This window comes from Palleronia sediminis (genome assembly GCF_004358695.1).
Lineage (GTDB): Bacteria > Pseudomonadota > Alphaproteobacteria > Rhodobacterales > Rhodobacteraceae > Palleronia > Palleronia sediminis.
The window spans coordinates 1-14,318 of record NZ_SNAA01000021.1 but is presented as its reverse complement, the minus strand read 5'-3'; the positions used below and the strand labels follow the sequence as shown (position 1 = coordinate 14,318).

General features: G+C 68.0%; 17 protein-coding genes. 12 read left to right on the top strand and 5 right to left on the bottom strand.

Annotation, left to right across the window (positions count from 1 at the left end; genetic code table 11):
• The first annotated feature begins 236 nt into the window (after window positions 1-236).
• The 4 genes from uvrC to E2L08_RS15000 are packed head-to-tail and all read left to right on the top strand — an operon-like array spanning window position 237 to window position 3,497.
• The gene (gene uvrC, locus E2L08_RS15015) at window positions 237-2,096 is read left to right on the top strand and encodes an excinuclease ABC subunit UvrC (protein ID WP_133397915.1); all 1,860 of its coding nucleotides are present in this window, start codon (window positions 237-239) and stop codon (window positions 2,094-2,096) included.
• A 43-nt stretch (window positions 2,097-2,139) separates the two neighbouring features.
• Complete coding sequence (gene pgsA / locus E2L08_RS15010) at window positions 2,140-2,805, top strand: CDP-diacylglycerol--glycerol-3-phosphate 3-phosphatidyltransferase (RefSeq protein ID WP_133397914.1); 666 nt, start codon at window positions 2,140-2,142, stop codon at window positions 2,803-2,805.
• On the top strand, window positions 2,802-3,053 hold the full coding sequence (gene moaD / locus E2L08_RS15005) for a molybdopterin converting factor subunit 1 (protein WP_133397913.1): 252 nt from the start codon (window positions 2,802-2,804) through the stop codon (window positions 3,051-3,053). The genes pgsA and moaD overlap by 4 nt, the downstream gene beginning before the upstream one ends.
• Before the next feature lie 3 nt (window positions 3,054-3,056).
• Window positions 3,057-3,497, top strand: coding sequence for a molybdenum cofactor biosynthesis protein MoaE (locus tag E2L08_RS15000; RefSeq protein WP_133397912.1), 441 nt, complete (start codon window positions 3,057-3,059; stop codon window positions 3,495-3,497).
• Window position 3,498: 1 nt separating this feature from the next.
• On the opposite strand, the gene E2L08_RS14995 is transcribed toward E2L08_RS15000, so the two are convergent.
• From E2L08_RS14995 to ubiA, 3 genes are read right to left on the bottom strand one after another with little or no spacing between them, the layout of a single operon-like run.
• A complete protein-coding gene (locus tag E2L08_RS14995) occupies window positions 3,499-3,828 on the bottom strand; it encodes an MreC domain-containing protein (RefSeq protein WP_133397911.1) in 330 nt (109 codons plus the stop codon).
• Window positions 3,825-5,717: an OmpA family protein gene (locus E2L08_RS14990; protein ID WP_133397910.1), complete on the bottom strand. Its 1,893-nt coding sequence runs from the start codon at window positions 5,715-5,717 to the stop codon at window positions 3,825-3,827. The genes E2L08_RS14995 and E2L08_RS14990 overlap by 4 nt, the downstream gene beginning before the upstream one ends.
• A 59-nt stretch (window positions 5,718-5,776) precedes the next feature.
• Window positions 5,777-6,736, bottom strand: coding sequence for a 4-hydroxybenzoate octaprenyltransferase (ubiA, locus tag E2L08_RS14985; RefSeq protein WP_133397909.1), 960 nt, complete (start codon window positions 6,734-6,736; stop codon window positions 5,777-5,779).
• Between the two features lie 12 nt (window positions 6,737-6,748).
• Between ubiA and E2L08_RS14980 the strand changes: the two genes are divergently transcribed.
• The 5 genes from E2L08_RS14980 to E2L08_RS14960 all read left to right on the top strand — a co-directional run bounded on the left by E2L08_RS14980 (window position 6,749) and on the right by E2L08_RS14960 (window position 10,583).
• Complete coding sequence (locus E2L08_RS14980) at window positions 6,749-7,480, top strand: 16S rRNA (uracil(1498)-N(3))-methyltransferase (protein WP_133397908.1); 732 nt, start codon at window positions 6,749-6,751, stop codon at window positions 7,478-7,480.
• Window positions 7,477-8,289 (top strand): GNAT family N-acetyltransferase, encoded by an 813-nt coding sequence (locus tag E2L08_RS14975; RefSeq protein ID WP_168771169.1) that lies wholly within the window; start codon window positions 7,477-7,479, stop codon window positions 8,287-8,289. The genes E2L08_RS14980 and E2L08_RS14975 overlap by 4 nt, the downstream gene beginning before the upstream one ends.
• The gene (locus tag E2L08_RS14970; protein WP_133397906.1) at window positions 8,286-8,795 is read left to right on the top strand and encodes a hypothetical protein; all 510 of its coding nucleotides are present in this window, start codon (window positions 8,286-8,288) and stop codon (window positions 8,793-8,795) included. The genes E2L08_RS14975 and E2L08_RS14970 overlap by 4 nt, the downstream gene beginning before the upstream one ends.
• Before the next feature lie 53 nt (window positions 8,796-8,848).
• Window positions 8,849-10,219 carry a glutamate--cysteine ligase gene (locus tag E2L08_RS14965; protein WP_133397905.1) on the top strand — a complete coding sequence of 457 codons (1,371 nt, stop codon included), beginning with the start codon at window positions 8,849-8,851 and terminating at the stop codon, window positions 10,217-10,219.
• 103 nt (window positions 10,220-10,322) lie between these two features.
• On the top strand, window positions 10,323-10,583 hold the full coding sequence (locus tag E2L08_RS14960; RefSeq protein ID WP_133397904.1) for a YMGG-like glycine zipper-containing protein: 261 nt from the start codon (window positions 10,323-10,325) through the stop codon (window positions 10,581-10,583).
• Window positions 10,584-10,600: 17 nt separating this feature from the next.
• On the opposite strand, the gene E2L08_RS14955 is transcribed toward E2L08_RS14960, so the two are convergent.
• Entirely contained in the window at window positions 10,601-10,840 is a 240-nt protein-coding gene (locus E2L08_RS14955; protein ID WP_133397903.1) for a hypothetical protein, read from the bottom strand.
• Window positions 10,841-10,869: 29 nt separating this feature from the next.
• Entirely contained in the window at window positions 10,870-11,451 is a 582-nt protein-coding gene (plsY, locus tag E2L08_RS14950) for a glycerol-3-phosphate 1-O-acyltransferase PlsY (RefSeq protein ID WP_133397902.1), read from the bottom strand.
• 144 nt (window positions 11,452-11,595) lie between these two features.
• On the opposite strand from plsY, the gene msrP reads away from it, so the two are divergent.
• The 3 genes from msrP to E2L08_RS14935 are packed head-to-tail and all read left to right on the top strand — an operon-like array spanning window position 11,596 to window position 13,924.
• Window positions 11,596-12,495, top strand: a complete 900-nt coding sequence (gene msrP, locus E2L08_RS14945) for a protein-methionine-sulfoxide reductase catalytic subunit MsrP (RefSeq protein WP_133397901.1) — start codon at window positions 11,596-11,598, stop codon at window positions 12,493-12,495.
• Complete coding sequence (gene msrQ, locus E2L08_RS14940; protein ID WP_133397900.1) at window positions 12,495-13,103, top strand: protein-methionine-sulfoxide reductase heme-binding subunit MsrQ; 609 nt, start codon at window positions 12,495-12,497, stop codon at window positions 13,101-13,103. Before msrP ends, msrQ begins: the two co-directional genes overlap by 1 nt.
• A gap of 8 nt (window positions 13,104-13,111) precedes the next feature.
• Window positions 13,112-13,924, top strand: coding sequence for a SixA phosphatase family protein (locus E2L08_RS14935; RefSeq protein WP_133397899.1), 813 nt, complete (start codon window positions 13,112-13,114; stop codon window positions 13,922-13,924).
• Window positions 13,925-14,318: the final 394 nt, after the last annotated feature.

Below are 14,318 nucleotides of genomic sequence, written 5' to 3'. Positions count from 1 at the left end.
GAAATCATGGCCTTATGGGTGGGTTTCTTTTTGCCGAGTTAATTCAATACCTTGGCGTCCTGCCCAAAAAACGGGCATTCCGTGCCAAACCCTTTGGGACAAGGGGCAACAGCCCTTGGCCGCCGCGATATGCACCGAGTTATCCACAGCCGATGTGGGCCTCTTAACTCTTGTGCACGCCGGCCATATCTAGCAGCCCGCCGAGAATCATACCGCGCCGAACGAGCGACCGCCCGATGAGCCAAGAACCCGCCCCCAGGGGCCATGCCTGCATCCAGTCCTATCTCAAGACCCTCGACAATTCGCCGGGGGTCTACCGGATGCTCGATGACCGGCAGGCGGTTCTCTATGTCGGCAAGGCGCGGAACCTGAAAAAACGCGTATCGAACTACGCCAAGCCGAGCGGTCACAGCCCGCGCATCGCGCGGATGATTTCGGAAACGGCGTCGATGATGTTCCTCACGACGCGCACCGAGACCGAGGCGCTGCTGCTAGAGCAGAACCTCATCAAGCAGCTCAAGCCCAAGTTCAACGTGCTGTTGCGCGACGACAAGAGCTTTCCGAACATCCTCGTGACCGGGAACCACGCCTTTCCGCAGATCAAGAAGCACCGCGGCGCCAAGACGGAAAAGGGCGATTACTACGGCCCCTTTGCCAGCGCCGGGGCGGTGAACCGGACGCTGACGCAGTTGCAGCGGGTGTTCCTGCTGCGGAACTGTACCGACTCGATGTTCGAAAGCCGCACGCGGCCCTGCCTGCTGCACCAGATCAAGCGGTGCAGCGGCCCCTGCGTCGGCCGGATCAGCCAGGAGGATTACGCGCGCTCGGTCGCCGATGCCGAGCTGTTCCTTCAGGGGAAATCGACCCGGGTGCAGGCCGAGCTTGCCGCCGAGATGGAGCGGGCGAGCGAGGCGATGGAGTTCGAGCGCGCCGCGGCGCTGCGCGACCGCATCCGCGCCCTGACCCATGTGCAGGCGGGGCAGGGGATCAACCCCCAGGGCGTCGCCGAAGCGGACGTGATCGCGCTGCACATGGAGGGCGGGCAGGCCTGCGTGCAGGTGTTCTTTATCCGGGCCAACCAGAACTGGGGCAACCGCGACTACTATCCAAGGACGGGGTCGGGTGCCGACGCGTCCGAGGTGCTGCGCGGTTTCCTGGGGCAGTTCTACGACAACAAGGAGCCGCCGCGGCAAGTGCTCTTGTCCGACGAGATCGAGGATCTCGACCTGATGGCCGAGGCGCTGGGGCAAAAGCTGGGCCGCAAGGTCCAGATCCTCGTGCCCCAGCGCGGCGAGAAAAAGGACCTCGTCGCCGAGGCGCTGCGCAATGCGCGCGAAAGCCTCGCACGGAAGATGTCGGAAAGCGCGACCCAGGCAAAGCTGCTGGACGGGCTGGCCGAGGCCTTCGATCTCGACGCGCCGCCTGCGCGGGTCGAGGTCTATGACAACAGCCACATCATGGGCACGAATGCCGTCGGCGCCATGATCGTCGCGGGCCCCGAGGGGTTCCTGAAAAGCCAGTACCGCAAGTTCAACATCAAGGACGAGACGCTGACCCCCGGCGACGATTTCGGCATGATGCGCGAGATGTTGACCCGGCGGTTCCAGCGCCTGCTCAAGGAAGATCCCGACCGCGAGGGCGGCACATGGCCCGACCTTCTGCTGATCGACGGCGGCGCGGGGCAGGTGTCGGCGGTGGCCGGCATCATGGGCGAGATCGGGGTCGACGATATCGCCATCGTCGGAGTGGCCAAGGGCGTCGATCGCGACGCCGGCAAGGAAGAGTTCCACCGCCCCGGCCAGCGGCCGTTCGCGCTGCGCCACAATGACCCGGTGCTCTATTTCGTGCAGCGCCTGCGCGACGAGGCGCACCGGTTCGCCATCGGCGCCCACCGCCAGAAACGCGCCAAGGCCGTCGGCGCCACCCCGCTCGACGAGATCGCGGGTATCGGCGCCACGCGCAAGCGGGCGCTGCTGGCGCATTTCGGCTCGGCCAAGGCCGTGGGCCGGGCCGGGCTCGACGATCTCAAGGCCGTGGACGGGATCAGCGCCGGGCTGGCCGAGAAGATTTACGGCCATTTCCACGAACGCGGCTAGCGCGGCGCTTTCAACGGGGGGCGGGGCGGGCTAGATACGGGTCATGCAATGGACCCTGCCCAACATCCTGACCGTCGGCCGCCTTCTCGCGGCCCCCGGCGTGGCCATCGCCTTCCTGTATTTCTACCGCCCCGGTGCCGATTGGTTCGCGCTGATCCTGTTTCTCGGGGCGGCAATCACCGACTGGTTCGACGGCTACCTCGCCCGGTCGTGGAAGCAGGAAAGCCGGTTCGGCGCGATGCTCGACCCGATCGCCGACAAGGCGATGGTGGTGATCGCGCTGCTGGTCATCGTCGGCTATTCGTCGATGTCGCCGTGGCTGGTGCTGCCCGCGACGGTCATCGTTTTCCGCGAGGTTTTCGTCAGCGGCTTGCGCGAGTTCCTGGGCAATGACGCGCGGCGCCTTGCCGTCACCCGGATCGCCAAGTGGAAGACCACGGTTCAGATGGTGGCCATCGCCGTCCTGTTCTCGCGCGATATCTTTGTCTACCATCTGCTCGAGCGGACCGCCGGCATGGACCCCGCCACGGTCGAGGGTGTCCTTGCCGGCACCCTGAGCGACGAGGTGGGGCTGGGCTGGCTCGCGCAGGGGCGCGACATCGCCGGGCTTGCCGGGCTTGCGCTGTTATGGCTGGCCGCCGCCCTGACGCTACTGACTGGGTGGGACTATTTCCGTAAGGCGCTTCCCTTTCTGAAGGAGGCAAAATGACCCTCGATATCCTGTATTTCGCCTGGCTGCGCGAGCGGCTCGGCCTGCCCCGCGAAACTGTCGAGACCGAGGCCGCCACCGTCGCCGACCTGGTCGCGCAACTGGTCGCGCGCGAGGAACGCTATGCCTTCGTCTTTGGCGACACGACCGGATTGCGCGTGGCCGTCGACCAGGTCTTGACCGATTTCGACGCACCGCTGTCGGGCGCGCGCGAGGTGGCGTTCTTTCCGCCCATGACCGGGGGCTGAGCCGTGGAGATCCGCGTTCAGGAGGCGCCGTTCGACATGGGCGCCGAGATCGGGCGTTTCGCCGCGGGGCGCACCGATATGGGCGCCATCGTCACGTTCTCGGGGCTGGTGCGCGATACGGATGACGGGCTGCGCGCCATGGAGATCGAACATTATCCCGGCATGACCGAAAAGGCGCTGACCGGGATCGCCGAAGAGGCGCAGCGGCGCTGGTCCCTGGGCGATGTGCTGGTGATCCACCGTTTCGGCGCGCTCGCGCCCGGCGAACAGATCATGATGGTCGCCACCGCCGCGCCGCACCGGGCCGATGCTTTCGCCGCGGCAGAGTTCCTGATGGATTACCTGAAATCCCGCGCGCCCTTCTGGAAGAAAGAGACCACCGCCGAGGGCGCGTCATGGGTCGAGGCGCGCGAGGCCGACGAGGACGCGCTGCGCCGCTGGTAGGTCAGTCCTGCGCGTTCATCCGCTCGATGTATTCGCGCAGCTCGTCGTTCTCGGCCCGCACGTCGCGCAGGGCGTCCATGGTGGCGCGATATTCGGCTTCGGTCTGGTGAAGCTGGCTCATCATCTCGGCCTCGCGCTCTTGCAGATAGGCGAGCGCCTGGTCGCGGGCCTCTTCGGCGTCGTGCATGGATTGCGCCATGTTGTCGAGCTCGCCGAGGTCGGACTGGCTGACGCGGGTCAGGCGGTGCACCAACCAGTTCGCGAACCAGCCGAGGCTGAAGGCGATGAAAAGGATGATCGCCGTCACGATGACGAATTCTGTTCTGTTCATTCGTCGTCCGCTTGGTCCGCGTCGGTTTCGGTCTCGGCCGCATCGCCCTCGGGCGTATCGTCGTCCGCGGCCTCGGTCTTGGCCTCGTCGGTCAGCAAAGTAAACTCGATACGCCGGTTCGCCTCGCGCCCCTCGGGGGTGTCGTTGTCGGCGATGGGGTTTTCCTCGCCATAGCCCGAGGCGACCAGCGCATCGGTCAGGACGCGGCGGTTCAAAAGCGCCTCGATCACCGCGTCGGCCCGGCTCTGGCTGAGCTCGCGGTTCATCTCTTCGCGGCCCTGGCTGTCGGTAAAGCCCGCAACCTCCATCGGGACGTCGGGGCAGGTGCGGATGATCTCGGCGATGGCATCCATGCTGTCGCGCGAGGCCGCGTCGATGATCGCCGATCCGGGGTCGAAGGTGATCTGGCGCGCGGCAAGCACGCGGTTGATCTGGGCCACGCATTCCTGCGGCGTCGGCATGCCGCGGCGCGGATCGAGGCGTTCGTCATAGCTCACGTCGATCTCGAAGCCCGCCTTGTCGCCGAGCCGTTCCGAGATCAGCCGGGTGATCTCGGCCGAGGCGTCCATCTGGCCGCTCACGCCGCTGATGCGGATCGACTCGGCCCGCACCACGGCCGCGCCGCTGTCGAGGACCGACAGCGCGTCGAGCGAGGCCAGCACCCGCGGCGCCCAGCCTTCGGGGGCGTCGGCGATGATCTCGATGCTGGCATCCATCTCGCTGAGGCCGAACCGGGCGCGGGCGAAACTCTCGATGGCGGTCGCGCCAAGCTGCGTGCCCGCCGGGCCGCGAAGCTGCACGACCCCTTCGGGGCTGCGGGTGGTGACGAACTCGACCGGGCCATCGGCCAGCGCCTCGGTATCGGCTTGCACGGCGGTCAGGGACACCTCGGCGGGCAGCGCCCGGCGCAGCGTCGCGGCGGCCTGTGAAAAGGTCTCGGGCGGCGTTTCGGCCGATCCCTCGAGCCGCATTTCCAGGTCGGAGAGCGTCAGCGTCCCGCCGTCGAGCTTGCCCAGTGCCGCGATCCCGGCGGCCGCGACACGCGGCCAGTCGGGCGTCGGCACGCCAAGGCCGACCTTGCAGCGGTCCGGCCCGGTCAGCCCGATCTCGCGCGCGGCCTCGAGGATCCGCTCGGCCCCGTCCTCGGTGCCGGCCGCGCAGGCGTCGAACCGCGTCGTCTCGGCATTGCGCACCAGCCGCAGGACAAAGGGCGAGATCACGGGGCGCGGCGCCGAGATATCGAGCGACAGCGCCACGCCCTCGGGGACGCGCCGCGCGAGGTCGCGCCGGACCCGGTCGATCGTTCCGGCATCCGTCGATAGGGTGGTGATCGACACGGTCTCGGCCGAGATCGAGATCTTGGCCTTTTCGAGATCCTCGAGCGCGTCGATCCCATAGTCGAGCGCCGCGCCCCAGGTCTCGGGCGCCTCGAAATCGGCGGCCTCGAGCAGGTCGGCCACCTCGGAATCGGTACGCTCGGCGATGGTGGCGACGAGTTCCTCGCGGTCGGTGGAGGCCGGCACCAGCCCGATCAGCGTGACGCTGTCGCCAGTGCGCAGCACCTCGACCGAGAAATGGGGCGCGGTGATCGGGGTGCGCTGCCGCACGTCCATACCGTCGATGACCCGGGTGCCGTCGACGACCGACCCGGCAGCCGACAATGCGCGGAACCGCGCGGCCTCGTCGGGGGCGGTGCCCGTCATGGCAAGCTGCAGCCCGTTGGCCTCGACCGCGGCCCAGACGATCTCGGCCTGCGACAGCGCCTCGCGGACAGCCGCGACCGAGCGGGTCTCGATCTGGGTGACGGCGACGGTCGCCGCACCGGCCGCGGCGCTGGCGGCAACGGTAAAGGTGATCGCAACGGGGAGCCAGGAACGCTTGTGTTTCATGATGCACTCGGTCCGGGACGGAACGCGGCAGGACTATCGCCCGCGCCCCGGCCTTGCAATCAGGCCATCACGGCGGCGGCAAGAAACAGCGTAGCCAGCAATCCCGCGTCCCGATTGGCGCGAAACAGCCGCAAACATACGGCGGAATCGCCGGTATCGAGCTTTCCCAGCTGCCACGCCATGTGCCAGCCCAGCGCCCAGGGGGCGCCCAGCGCGATGGCCAGCGCGAGAAAGTGATCCGCCGTGCCCAGCGCGAGAACCACCGCCAGCGCCATGAACAGGCAGGCCAGCACCATGAAGGCCCTGAGCCACGGGCGGGGGCGGTCGCCGAACAGGCGCGCGGTCGATTTCACGCCGATGAGCGCGTCGTCCTCGATGTCCTGGTAGGCATAGATCGTGTCGTAGAACAGCGTCCATGCGATCCCGCCAAGATACAGCGCCAGCGCCGGCCAGTCGAACGCGCCCTTTTGCGCCGTGTAGGCCAGCAGCGCCCCCCAGTTGAAGGCGAGCCCGAGAAAGACCTGCGGCCACCATGTGAACCGCTTGGCAAAGGGGTAGATCGCCACCGGCACCAGCGCCGCGACCCCCAGCAGGATCGCGGGCAGCGGAAAGGTCAGCAGGATGGCCAGCGCGAGAAGGCATTGCGCCACCATCCAGGCGGCCGCCTGGGCCACGGTGACCTGCCCCGACGGGATCGGGCGCGACCGGGTGCGGGTCACGCCGCCGTCGATATGGCGGTCGGTGATGTCGTTCCAGGTGCAGCCCGCGCCCCGCATCAAGGCGGCCCCGATGGCACAGCCGATGGCGATCCAGAGACCCCGCCACCCCAGCGCACCGATCTCGGCCGCGGCCAGCGCGAGCCCCCACCAGCACGGCAAAAGCAGCAGCCATGTCCCGATGGGCCGGTCGGCGCGGGACAGGCGCAAATAGGGACGCAGCCGCGCGGGCGCCCGTTCGTCGACCCAGTTGCCCTTGACGGCATCGGCCACCTGGCCTTTCGTCGCCTCCGTTCCAGTCACACGCAGACCCTCATGCCATCCCTGATCCGCCTGTACCTAGACCAACCGCTTGCCGAGGGGCAAACCCTCGCGCTCGATCCCGCGCAGTCGCATTACGTCGCGAATGTCATGCGACGGGGCGCAGGCGCCCCCGTCGAGGTTTTCAACGGGCGCGACGGCGCCTGGGCGGCCGAGATCGTCGAGGCCCGCAAGAAGGCGGTGACGCTGCGGGCGCTGCGGCAGGTGGCGCCGCAGCGGATGCCGCCGGACCTGTGGCTGTTCTTCGCGCCGATCAAGAAGGCACGCACCGATTTCATCGTCGAAAAGGCGGCCGAGCTGGGCGCGGCGCGGATCGTGCCGGTGCAGACCGATCATACCAACTCGGAACGGGTGCGACGCGACCGGTTGCAGGCCCATGCCGTCGAGGCGGCCGAGCAATGCGGCGGCACCTATGTCCCCGAGGTGGCCGAGATGGCGCCGCTTTCGGCGATCCTCGACGACTGGCCGGACGGGCGGCAATTGATGTTCTGCGACGAGACCGCCGCCGGGCGCTCGACCGCCGCCGAGGATCTCGGCCAAGCGGGCCCCGGCCCCTGGGCCATCGTCATCGGCCCCGAGGGCGGGTTCTCCGAGGCCGAGCGCAAGAGGCTGCGGGGGATGGAGGCCGCCGTTCCGGTTGCGCTGGGTCCGCGGATCCTTCGTGCCGATACGGCCGCGGTGGCGGCGATCACCGTATGGCAACAGGCGCTGGGGGATTGGCGATGAGGCTTGCCCGCCCCGACGAGCTGGACGCGATCCGAGCCTTTTTGGCTGAACGGGTCGACCACGCGATCATCCCGCTGTGCAACCTGCGCGATCACGGGCTCGAGGGCACGGGGCCGCGCGCAATGCGGGCAGCGGTCGCCGAAGACGCGGGGCGGCTGACCGGGTTCGCCGGGCTGACCGGCGCGGGCGTACTGATGGTTGCGGGCACGGTCGATGCGCCGGGGCTGCGCGCGGTGTTCCGGGGCGCGCGGCTCGGCGGGGGCATGGGGCCGCCCGATGTGATGCGCCCGGTGCTGAAGCAGCTCGCGCCCGAAGCGCCGCGCGAACATGACGGCGACGAGCCGGGGTTCGAGATCGCGCTGCCGGACGTGCCGCCCGAGGGCATCCGCCTGCGCCCGCCCGGCGATATGCCGTCGGTGTTGCGCGATATGCGGGCGGATTTCCTGATCGAGGCAATGGATATGGGGCGCGATGCGGCGCGGGACCGTGCCGCGCAGGATTGCAAGCGCTATGTCGCGGCCGGATCGCACCGGCTGGTCGAGCTGGACGGGGATATCGTCGCAATGACCGGGTTCAATGCCGAGTGGGAGGGCGTCGCGCAGATCGGTGGGGTCTTCGTCCGGCCGGAATGGCGGGGGCGTGGCATCGCGGCGCGCGCCATCCGCGCGCATCTGGCCGAACGGCCGGACCTGCGCCGCGCGATCCTCTATGCCGCGTCCGAGGCGGCGACGCGCGCCTATCGCGCGCTCGAGCCGCGCCCGATCGGCCGCATGGCTTCGGTCGTCCTTGCCGAACCGATCGTGCTGTGATCCGCCCCGAGTTGCGGGCCGGGCTGATCCGTTGGCGCGAGACGATCGTCGGCGGGGCGGCCGCGCTTTTGGGGCTGTGGTGGATCGTCGCCGCGGGCGGCTTGCTGCCCTGGGTCGGCGCGGTGCTCGTGCTCGTCGGCAGCGCTGTTGCGTGGGAGGGGACGGCCCGCGCGTTGCGGCCCGCGGATGGCGGCGGCGCGGGTGTGGTGGACGTGACCGAGCGCCAGATCACCTACATGTCGGCGCAGGGTGGCGGGGCGGTGTCGCTGGACACGCTCGCCGTCGTGGCCATCGAGCGGCGGGCCGGGGCCGCGCCGCTCTGGACGCTGGCCGACATGGACGGGCGGCGCATCTCGGTGCCGTCGGATGCGACGGGGGCCGACCAGGTCGCCGATGCGCTGGCCGCCCTTCCGGGGTTGACCCATGCCGCGCTGTTGGGGGCGCTGCGCGACCCCTCGCCGGGGGCGGCCGTACTGTGGCGGCGCGCGCCCGAGCGGCTCGGTTGACTTCATCGGGTCCGCGCGCCAGTTGAGCGCGACAGAGAGCGAGGGCACGAACCATGTCGATACCGCAACAGGGCGGGGGCCCCATCGAGGATTTCGCCCAGCTCGCCGGCTATCTCGAGGATGGCTGCAAGCCGCGCGACGCCTGGCGCATCGGGACCGAGCACGAGAAATTCGGCTATTGCCGCGACACGCTGAAGCCGCTGCCCTACGAGGGCGACCGCTCGATCCATGCCATGCTGTCAGGGCTGCGCGACCGGTTCGGCTGGTCGCCCGTGACCGAGGGCGACAAGCTGATCGGGCTGGAAAAGGATGGGGCCAACATCTCGCTCGAACCGGGCGGCCAGCTCGAGCTGTCGGGCGCGCCGCTCGAGACGATCCACGCGACCTGCGACGAGGTGAACGACCACCTCGCGCAGGTCAAGGCAGTGGCCGACGAGATCGGCGTCGGCTTTATCGGGCTGGGGGCGGCACCCACATGGACGCATGACGAGATGCCGCTCATGCCCAAGGGCCGTTACAAGCTGATGGACGGCTACATGCGCAAGGTGGGCGATCTGGGCACGCAGATGATGCGGCGCACCTGCACCGTGCAGGTCAATCTCGATTTCGCGTCCGAGGACGACATGGTGCGCAAGATGCGCGTCGCGGTTGCCCTGCAGCCCATCGCCACGGCTCTTTTCGCCAATTCTCCGCTGCTCGAGGGCAAGCCCAACGGACACAAGTCATGGCGCAGCCGGATCTGGCGCGACCTCGATGCCGACAGGACCGGCATGATCCCCTTCGTCTTCGAGGACGGGTTCGGGTTCGAGCGGTGGGTGGAGTATGCGCTCGATGTGCCGATGTATTTCGTCTATCGCGACGGGCGCTATATCGACGCGCTCGGCCAGTCGTTCCGCGATTTCCTGAGGGGCGAGCTTCCGGCCTTGCCGGGGGAAAAGCCGCAGATGTCGGATTGGGCGGACCACCTGACCACGCTCTTTCCCGAAGCGCGCGTGAAAAAGTTCATCGAGATGCGCGGTGCCGATGGCGGGCCTTGGCGGCGCCTGTGTGCGCTGCCGGCGTTCTGGGTCGGGCTGCTCTACGATTCCACCGCGCTGGATGCGGCCTGGGATCTTTGCCGGCACTGGGACGCCGAAACCCGCGAGGGTCTGCGCGTCGCGGCCTCGGTCTCGGGGCTGCAGGGCGAGGCCGGCGGCGTGCGCCTGCACGACGCGGCGCGGATCGCGGTCGAGATCGCCGAGTCGGGGCTCAAGGCACGCGGCCGCGTCGGCGCGGGGGGCATGATTCCCGACGAGACGCATTTCCTGAACGCGCTGCACGAGAGCATCGAGTCGGGCCGTGTCCCGGCCGACGAACTGCTCGACCGCTACGAGGGCGAGTGGAACGGCGACGCTTCGCGCGTGTTCGGCGAATTCTCGTACTGAATCAGGGCGGTCTGCCGCCGGATCGGGGGCTGATATGCGATAACGATGGACGTTGCCGGGCGTTCGACTAATTTCAGCACAGTCTCAAAGAAGGGAATGTCCCATGAAGAAGTCTCTCCTCGTTCTCCCGCTGATCCTCGCCACCGCGGGCTGCGTCGGCAACAACCAGGGCGCGCTGACGGGCGCCGCGCTGGGCGCCGCCACCGGCGCCGCCGTTTCGGGCAGCGACGACCGCGCCGCGGGCGCGCTGATCGGCGGTGCGCTGGGTGCCGCGGCCGGCAACTACATCGGCCGCGCCTCGTCGCCCGGCATGTGCGTGTACCAGGACCCGACCACGGGCCGTCAGTACACCGCCGCCTGCTGATCCCTCCGGGCCGGCGGTCATCCCGCCGGCCCGTTCGCTATCGGCACCGCGCCGAGCACGAATGCCGTCACCCACGCCTCGGACATCTCGCAGGGTCTGAGCAATGCACGGCCATCCGGCAGACGGTAGAGGTTGAGGCTGACATAGCCGCGCCCGCCGAGCTCTTCGGCGACGAGCTTGCCCGATCCGCCCCCGGCGAACGTCGTTTTCGACACGATCCAGTCCGACCCCGCGAACCGCGCCCGGAACGTGCCCATCGGCAAGGCGTCGAAAGCGTCGGCGACGCTCAGGGCTTTTTCCCGATCCGCGGTTCCTGCCCGCTGAGCAGCCGTTCGATATTGGCGCGGTGACGCAGGAAGATCAGCGCCGCCATCGCGACGAGCGCCAGGGCGAACCACGACAGCCCCGCATACCACGCGTAAAGCGGCGCGAGTGCCGCGGCGACCAGCGCGGCCAGCGACGAGATCCGCGACACGGCCGCCACGACGAGCCACGTGCCGCAGACCGCCAGCCCGACGGGCCAGGCCAGCGCAAGAACTGTGCCGAGGAAGGTCGCGACGCCTTTCCCGCCCTTGAAGCCGAGGTAGAGCGGGTAGCAATGGCCGAGGAACGCGGCAAAACCCGCGACCCAGGCCGCGTCCTCCGAGATCAGCAGCCGTGCCAGCAGCACCGCCGCCGCGCCCTTGCCCACATCGCAGACCAGCGTGGCCAGCGCGGCCCCCTTGTGCCCGGTGCGCAAAACGTTCGTGGCGCCGATATTGCCCGACCCGATCTGCCGCAGATCGCCCAGCCCGAGCGCGCGGGTGATCACGAGCCCGAACGGGACGGAGCCGAGGAGATAGGCGAGGATCGCGGTGAGGATCAGCATGGACGGTCGGCACCCGGTTCGAGGACGCCCGATCATGCCCATCGCGGCCCCGGCGGTAAAGCCGCGCGAGGGGATGTATACGCCGGGGCGTTGCGTTCAGTCGCGGCGCCACTACCATTGAGGCTGCAATCAAGGGAGATCCGCATGGCGCGCCGCTGGACGAACGACCTGACACTGTCCGACGTCACCCCGAAACAGGCCTACCTCAACAGGCGCCAGTTGATCGGCGCCGCGGGGGCAATGTCGCTGATCGGCGGGGCCGCGGCCGCCGCGACGGACGAAACGCTCGAACCCAATACGTTCGAGGAGATCACGAGCTACAACAATTTCTACGAGTTCGGCACCGGCAAGACCGATCCGGCCGATCACGCGCATCAGCTTACGATCGCGCCCTGGTCGATCCGCATCGACGGGCTGGTCGATACGCCCGGCGATTACGCCGCCGACGACATCATCGCGCAGATGGATATCGAGGAGCGCATCTATCGCCTGCGCTGCGTCGAGGCCTGGTCGATGGTCATCCCCTGGCAGGGGTTCGAACTGGCCGACCTGCTCGCGCTGGCCGGTCCCAAGCCCGAAGCGCGGTTCGTGGAGTTCCAGACCCTTCTGCGCCCCGAGGAGATGCCGGGCCAGAAATTCCCCATCCTCGACTGGCCCTATATCGAGGGACTGCGGATTGACGAGGCGATGCATCCGCTGACCATCATGGCGACCGGCATCTATGACGAGCCGATGCCCAAGCAGAACGGGGCGCCGATGCGGCTGGTGGTGCCGTGGAAATACGGCTTCAAGTCGATCAAGTCGATCGTGCGGATCACCCTCACCGACACCCAGCCCCGGACGACTTGGAACAAGGCCGCGGCGGCGGAATACGGGTTCTATGCGAACGTGAACCCCAATGTCAGCCATCCCCGCTGGCGGCAGGACACCGAGCGGCGCGTGGGCGGAGGCCTGTTCTCGAGCCGGATCGATACGTTGATGTTCAACGGCTACGACGAGGTCGCCGGGCTGTATGACGGGATGGACCTGGAGCAGAACTTCTGATGACCGCTGCCCAGCGGGTGAATGTCTGGGTCAGGAAGGTTCCGTCCTGGGCCGTCTACATCCTCGGGGCGATGATCCCCGTGTGGTATTTCTGGCTGGCGGTCAGCGGGCAGATGGGGGTCGAGCCGATCAACGCGCTCGAACGCGCGCTGGGCCTGCTCGCCATGCAGACGCTGGTCGTCGTCCTGGCGGTCACGCCGCTTCGCAGGTGGACAGGGATCAGCCTCGTGTCGCATCGGCGGGCGCTGGGGCTGCTCGCGTTCTTTTATGTCTGCTGTCATCTGGCGGTCTGGCTGTTGCTCGACGTTCAGGATCCCGGCCGGGCCTGGGCCGATATCGTCAAGCGACCCTATATCACCATCGGCATGGCTGGTTTCGTCCTGCTTCTTCCTCTCGCGGCGACCTCGAACGATCGGGCGTTGCGCAAGCTCGGACCTGTGCGCTGGCGCAGGGTTCACACGCTCACTTATGTAATTTGTGTGCTGGGTGCGGTGCACTACGTGATGGTCCAGAAAGTCTGGGAGATCGAGCCGCTCGTCTATCTGGCGCTCGTTCTGGCCCTGGTCGCAACACGTTTACCAAGGCTGCGCCGTCGGGCGGCAGCGTGAGAGGTCACATGACGGTTTTCAATGGGCGCTTGGCGATGGCCGCCGCGCTGGTCTGCCTTGCCGGGGCGGCAAGCGCCGACCCCTCGATCGACATGGTCGAGCCGGTCACCAGGTTTCAGGGCGAGATGGCGGCTCCGATGCCGGGCAGCGATCTTCCGCGGCCGCAGGTCGACAATACCATCCGGTTCGAGCCGGTGCAGAACTTCGAAGACATGTTCCTGCGCGACGACGTGGTCTACCTCATGCGCCACGGTCCCACCGACTGGGATAAGCTGGACGTGCCGAACGTGGCGCCCGACGAATGCGCCGATCAGCGGATCCTGTCGCCGCAGGGTGAAAAGGACATGCGCGATCTCGGCACGCTGCTGGCCTATAACGAGATCCGTTTTGGCCGGATCGTCGTCAGCCAGTGGTGCCGCAACCAGCAGACCTATGACGCGCTGCTCGAAGGATACGACGCGGTGAAGCCCGGCATTTGGTCGAACACCCCCGTCGAGACGGACCCCGAGCTCAACCTGCTGCTGTCGCTTCAAGGCGCGGAAAGCACGACCGAGCTGCGCCGGCTGGTGTCGGAGTGGGACGGCGAGGATGCCGATGGGCCGCTGCTCATCATCTCGCATTTCACCAACATCCAGGAGCTGACCGAGTTCGCCGTCTACGAGGGCGAGATCATTGTGCTGGACCCCGACCGCAACAACCGGGTGCTGGGATACATGCGCCTCAAGACGGCCGGGCCGGATGTCGGGCATTTCGACATCGACGCCGCGGATCCCCTTTTGAACCGCGAGACCGAGGCGGGCGAGACGCCCCGCCCGAACTGACGATCCCGCCCCGGCCGAACGTTCGGGGCGGATCACGGGCGGGGGGGCGAGGGCGGAGCGGCCGGAATCGAGCCGCGTCGGCGCCGCCTGATTCCCCATGATCGGGGTGATTCACACGTCCCGGCCCGCGCCAAGGCAAGGCGCATCCACGCCTGTCCGAGCGGCTTTGCGAAAAGTTCTTTGGGGCGGGCGCCAAACCATGTATAAGTTCGCCATGACGCTGCGTCGAAAGGTCGATCCTTTCGAACCAAAGAAATTTGCCGGATCCCTGCATTTCCCTCTTGCGGGTTTGGTTGGTGGTCCGTAGATAGCGCTTCACCGGCGGCGCTGAGGCGCGGTTGGGGCGGTCTTCCGGGGCTGGCGGCGGGTTGGTTGATCTGGCTCGTTGTTCGGT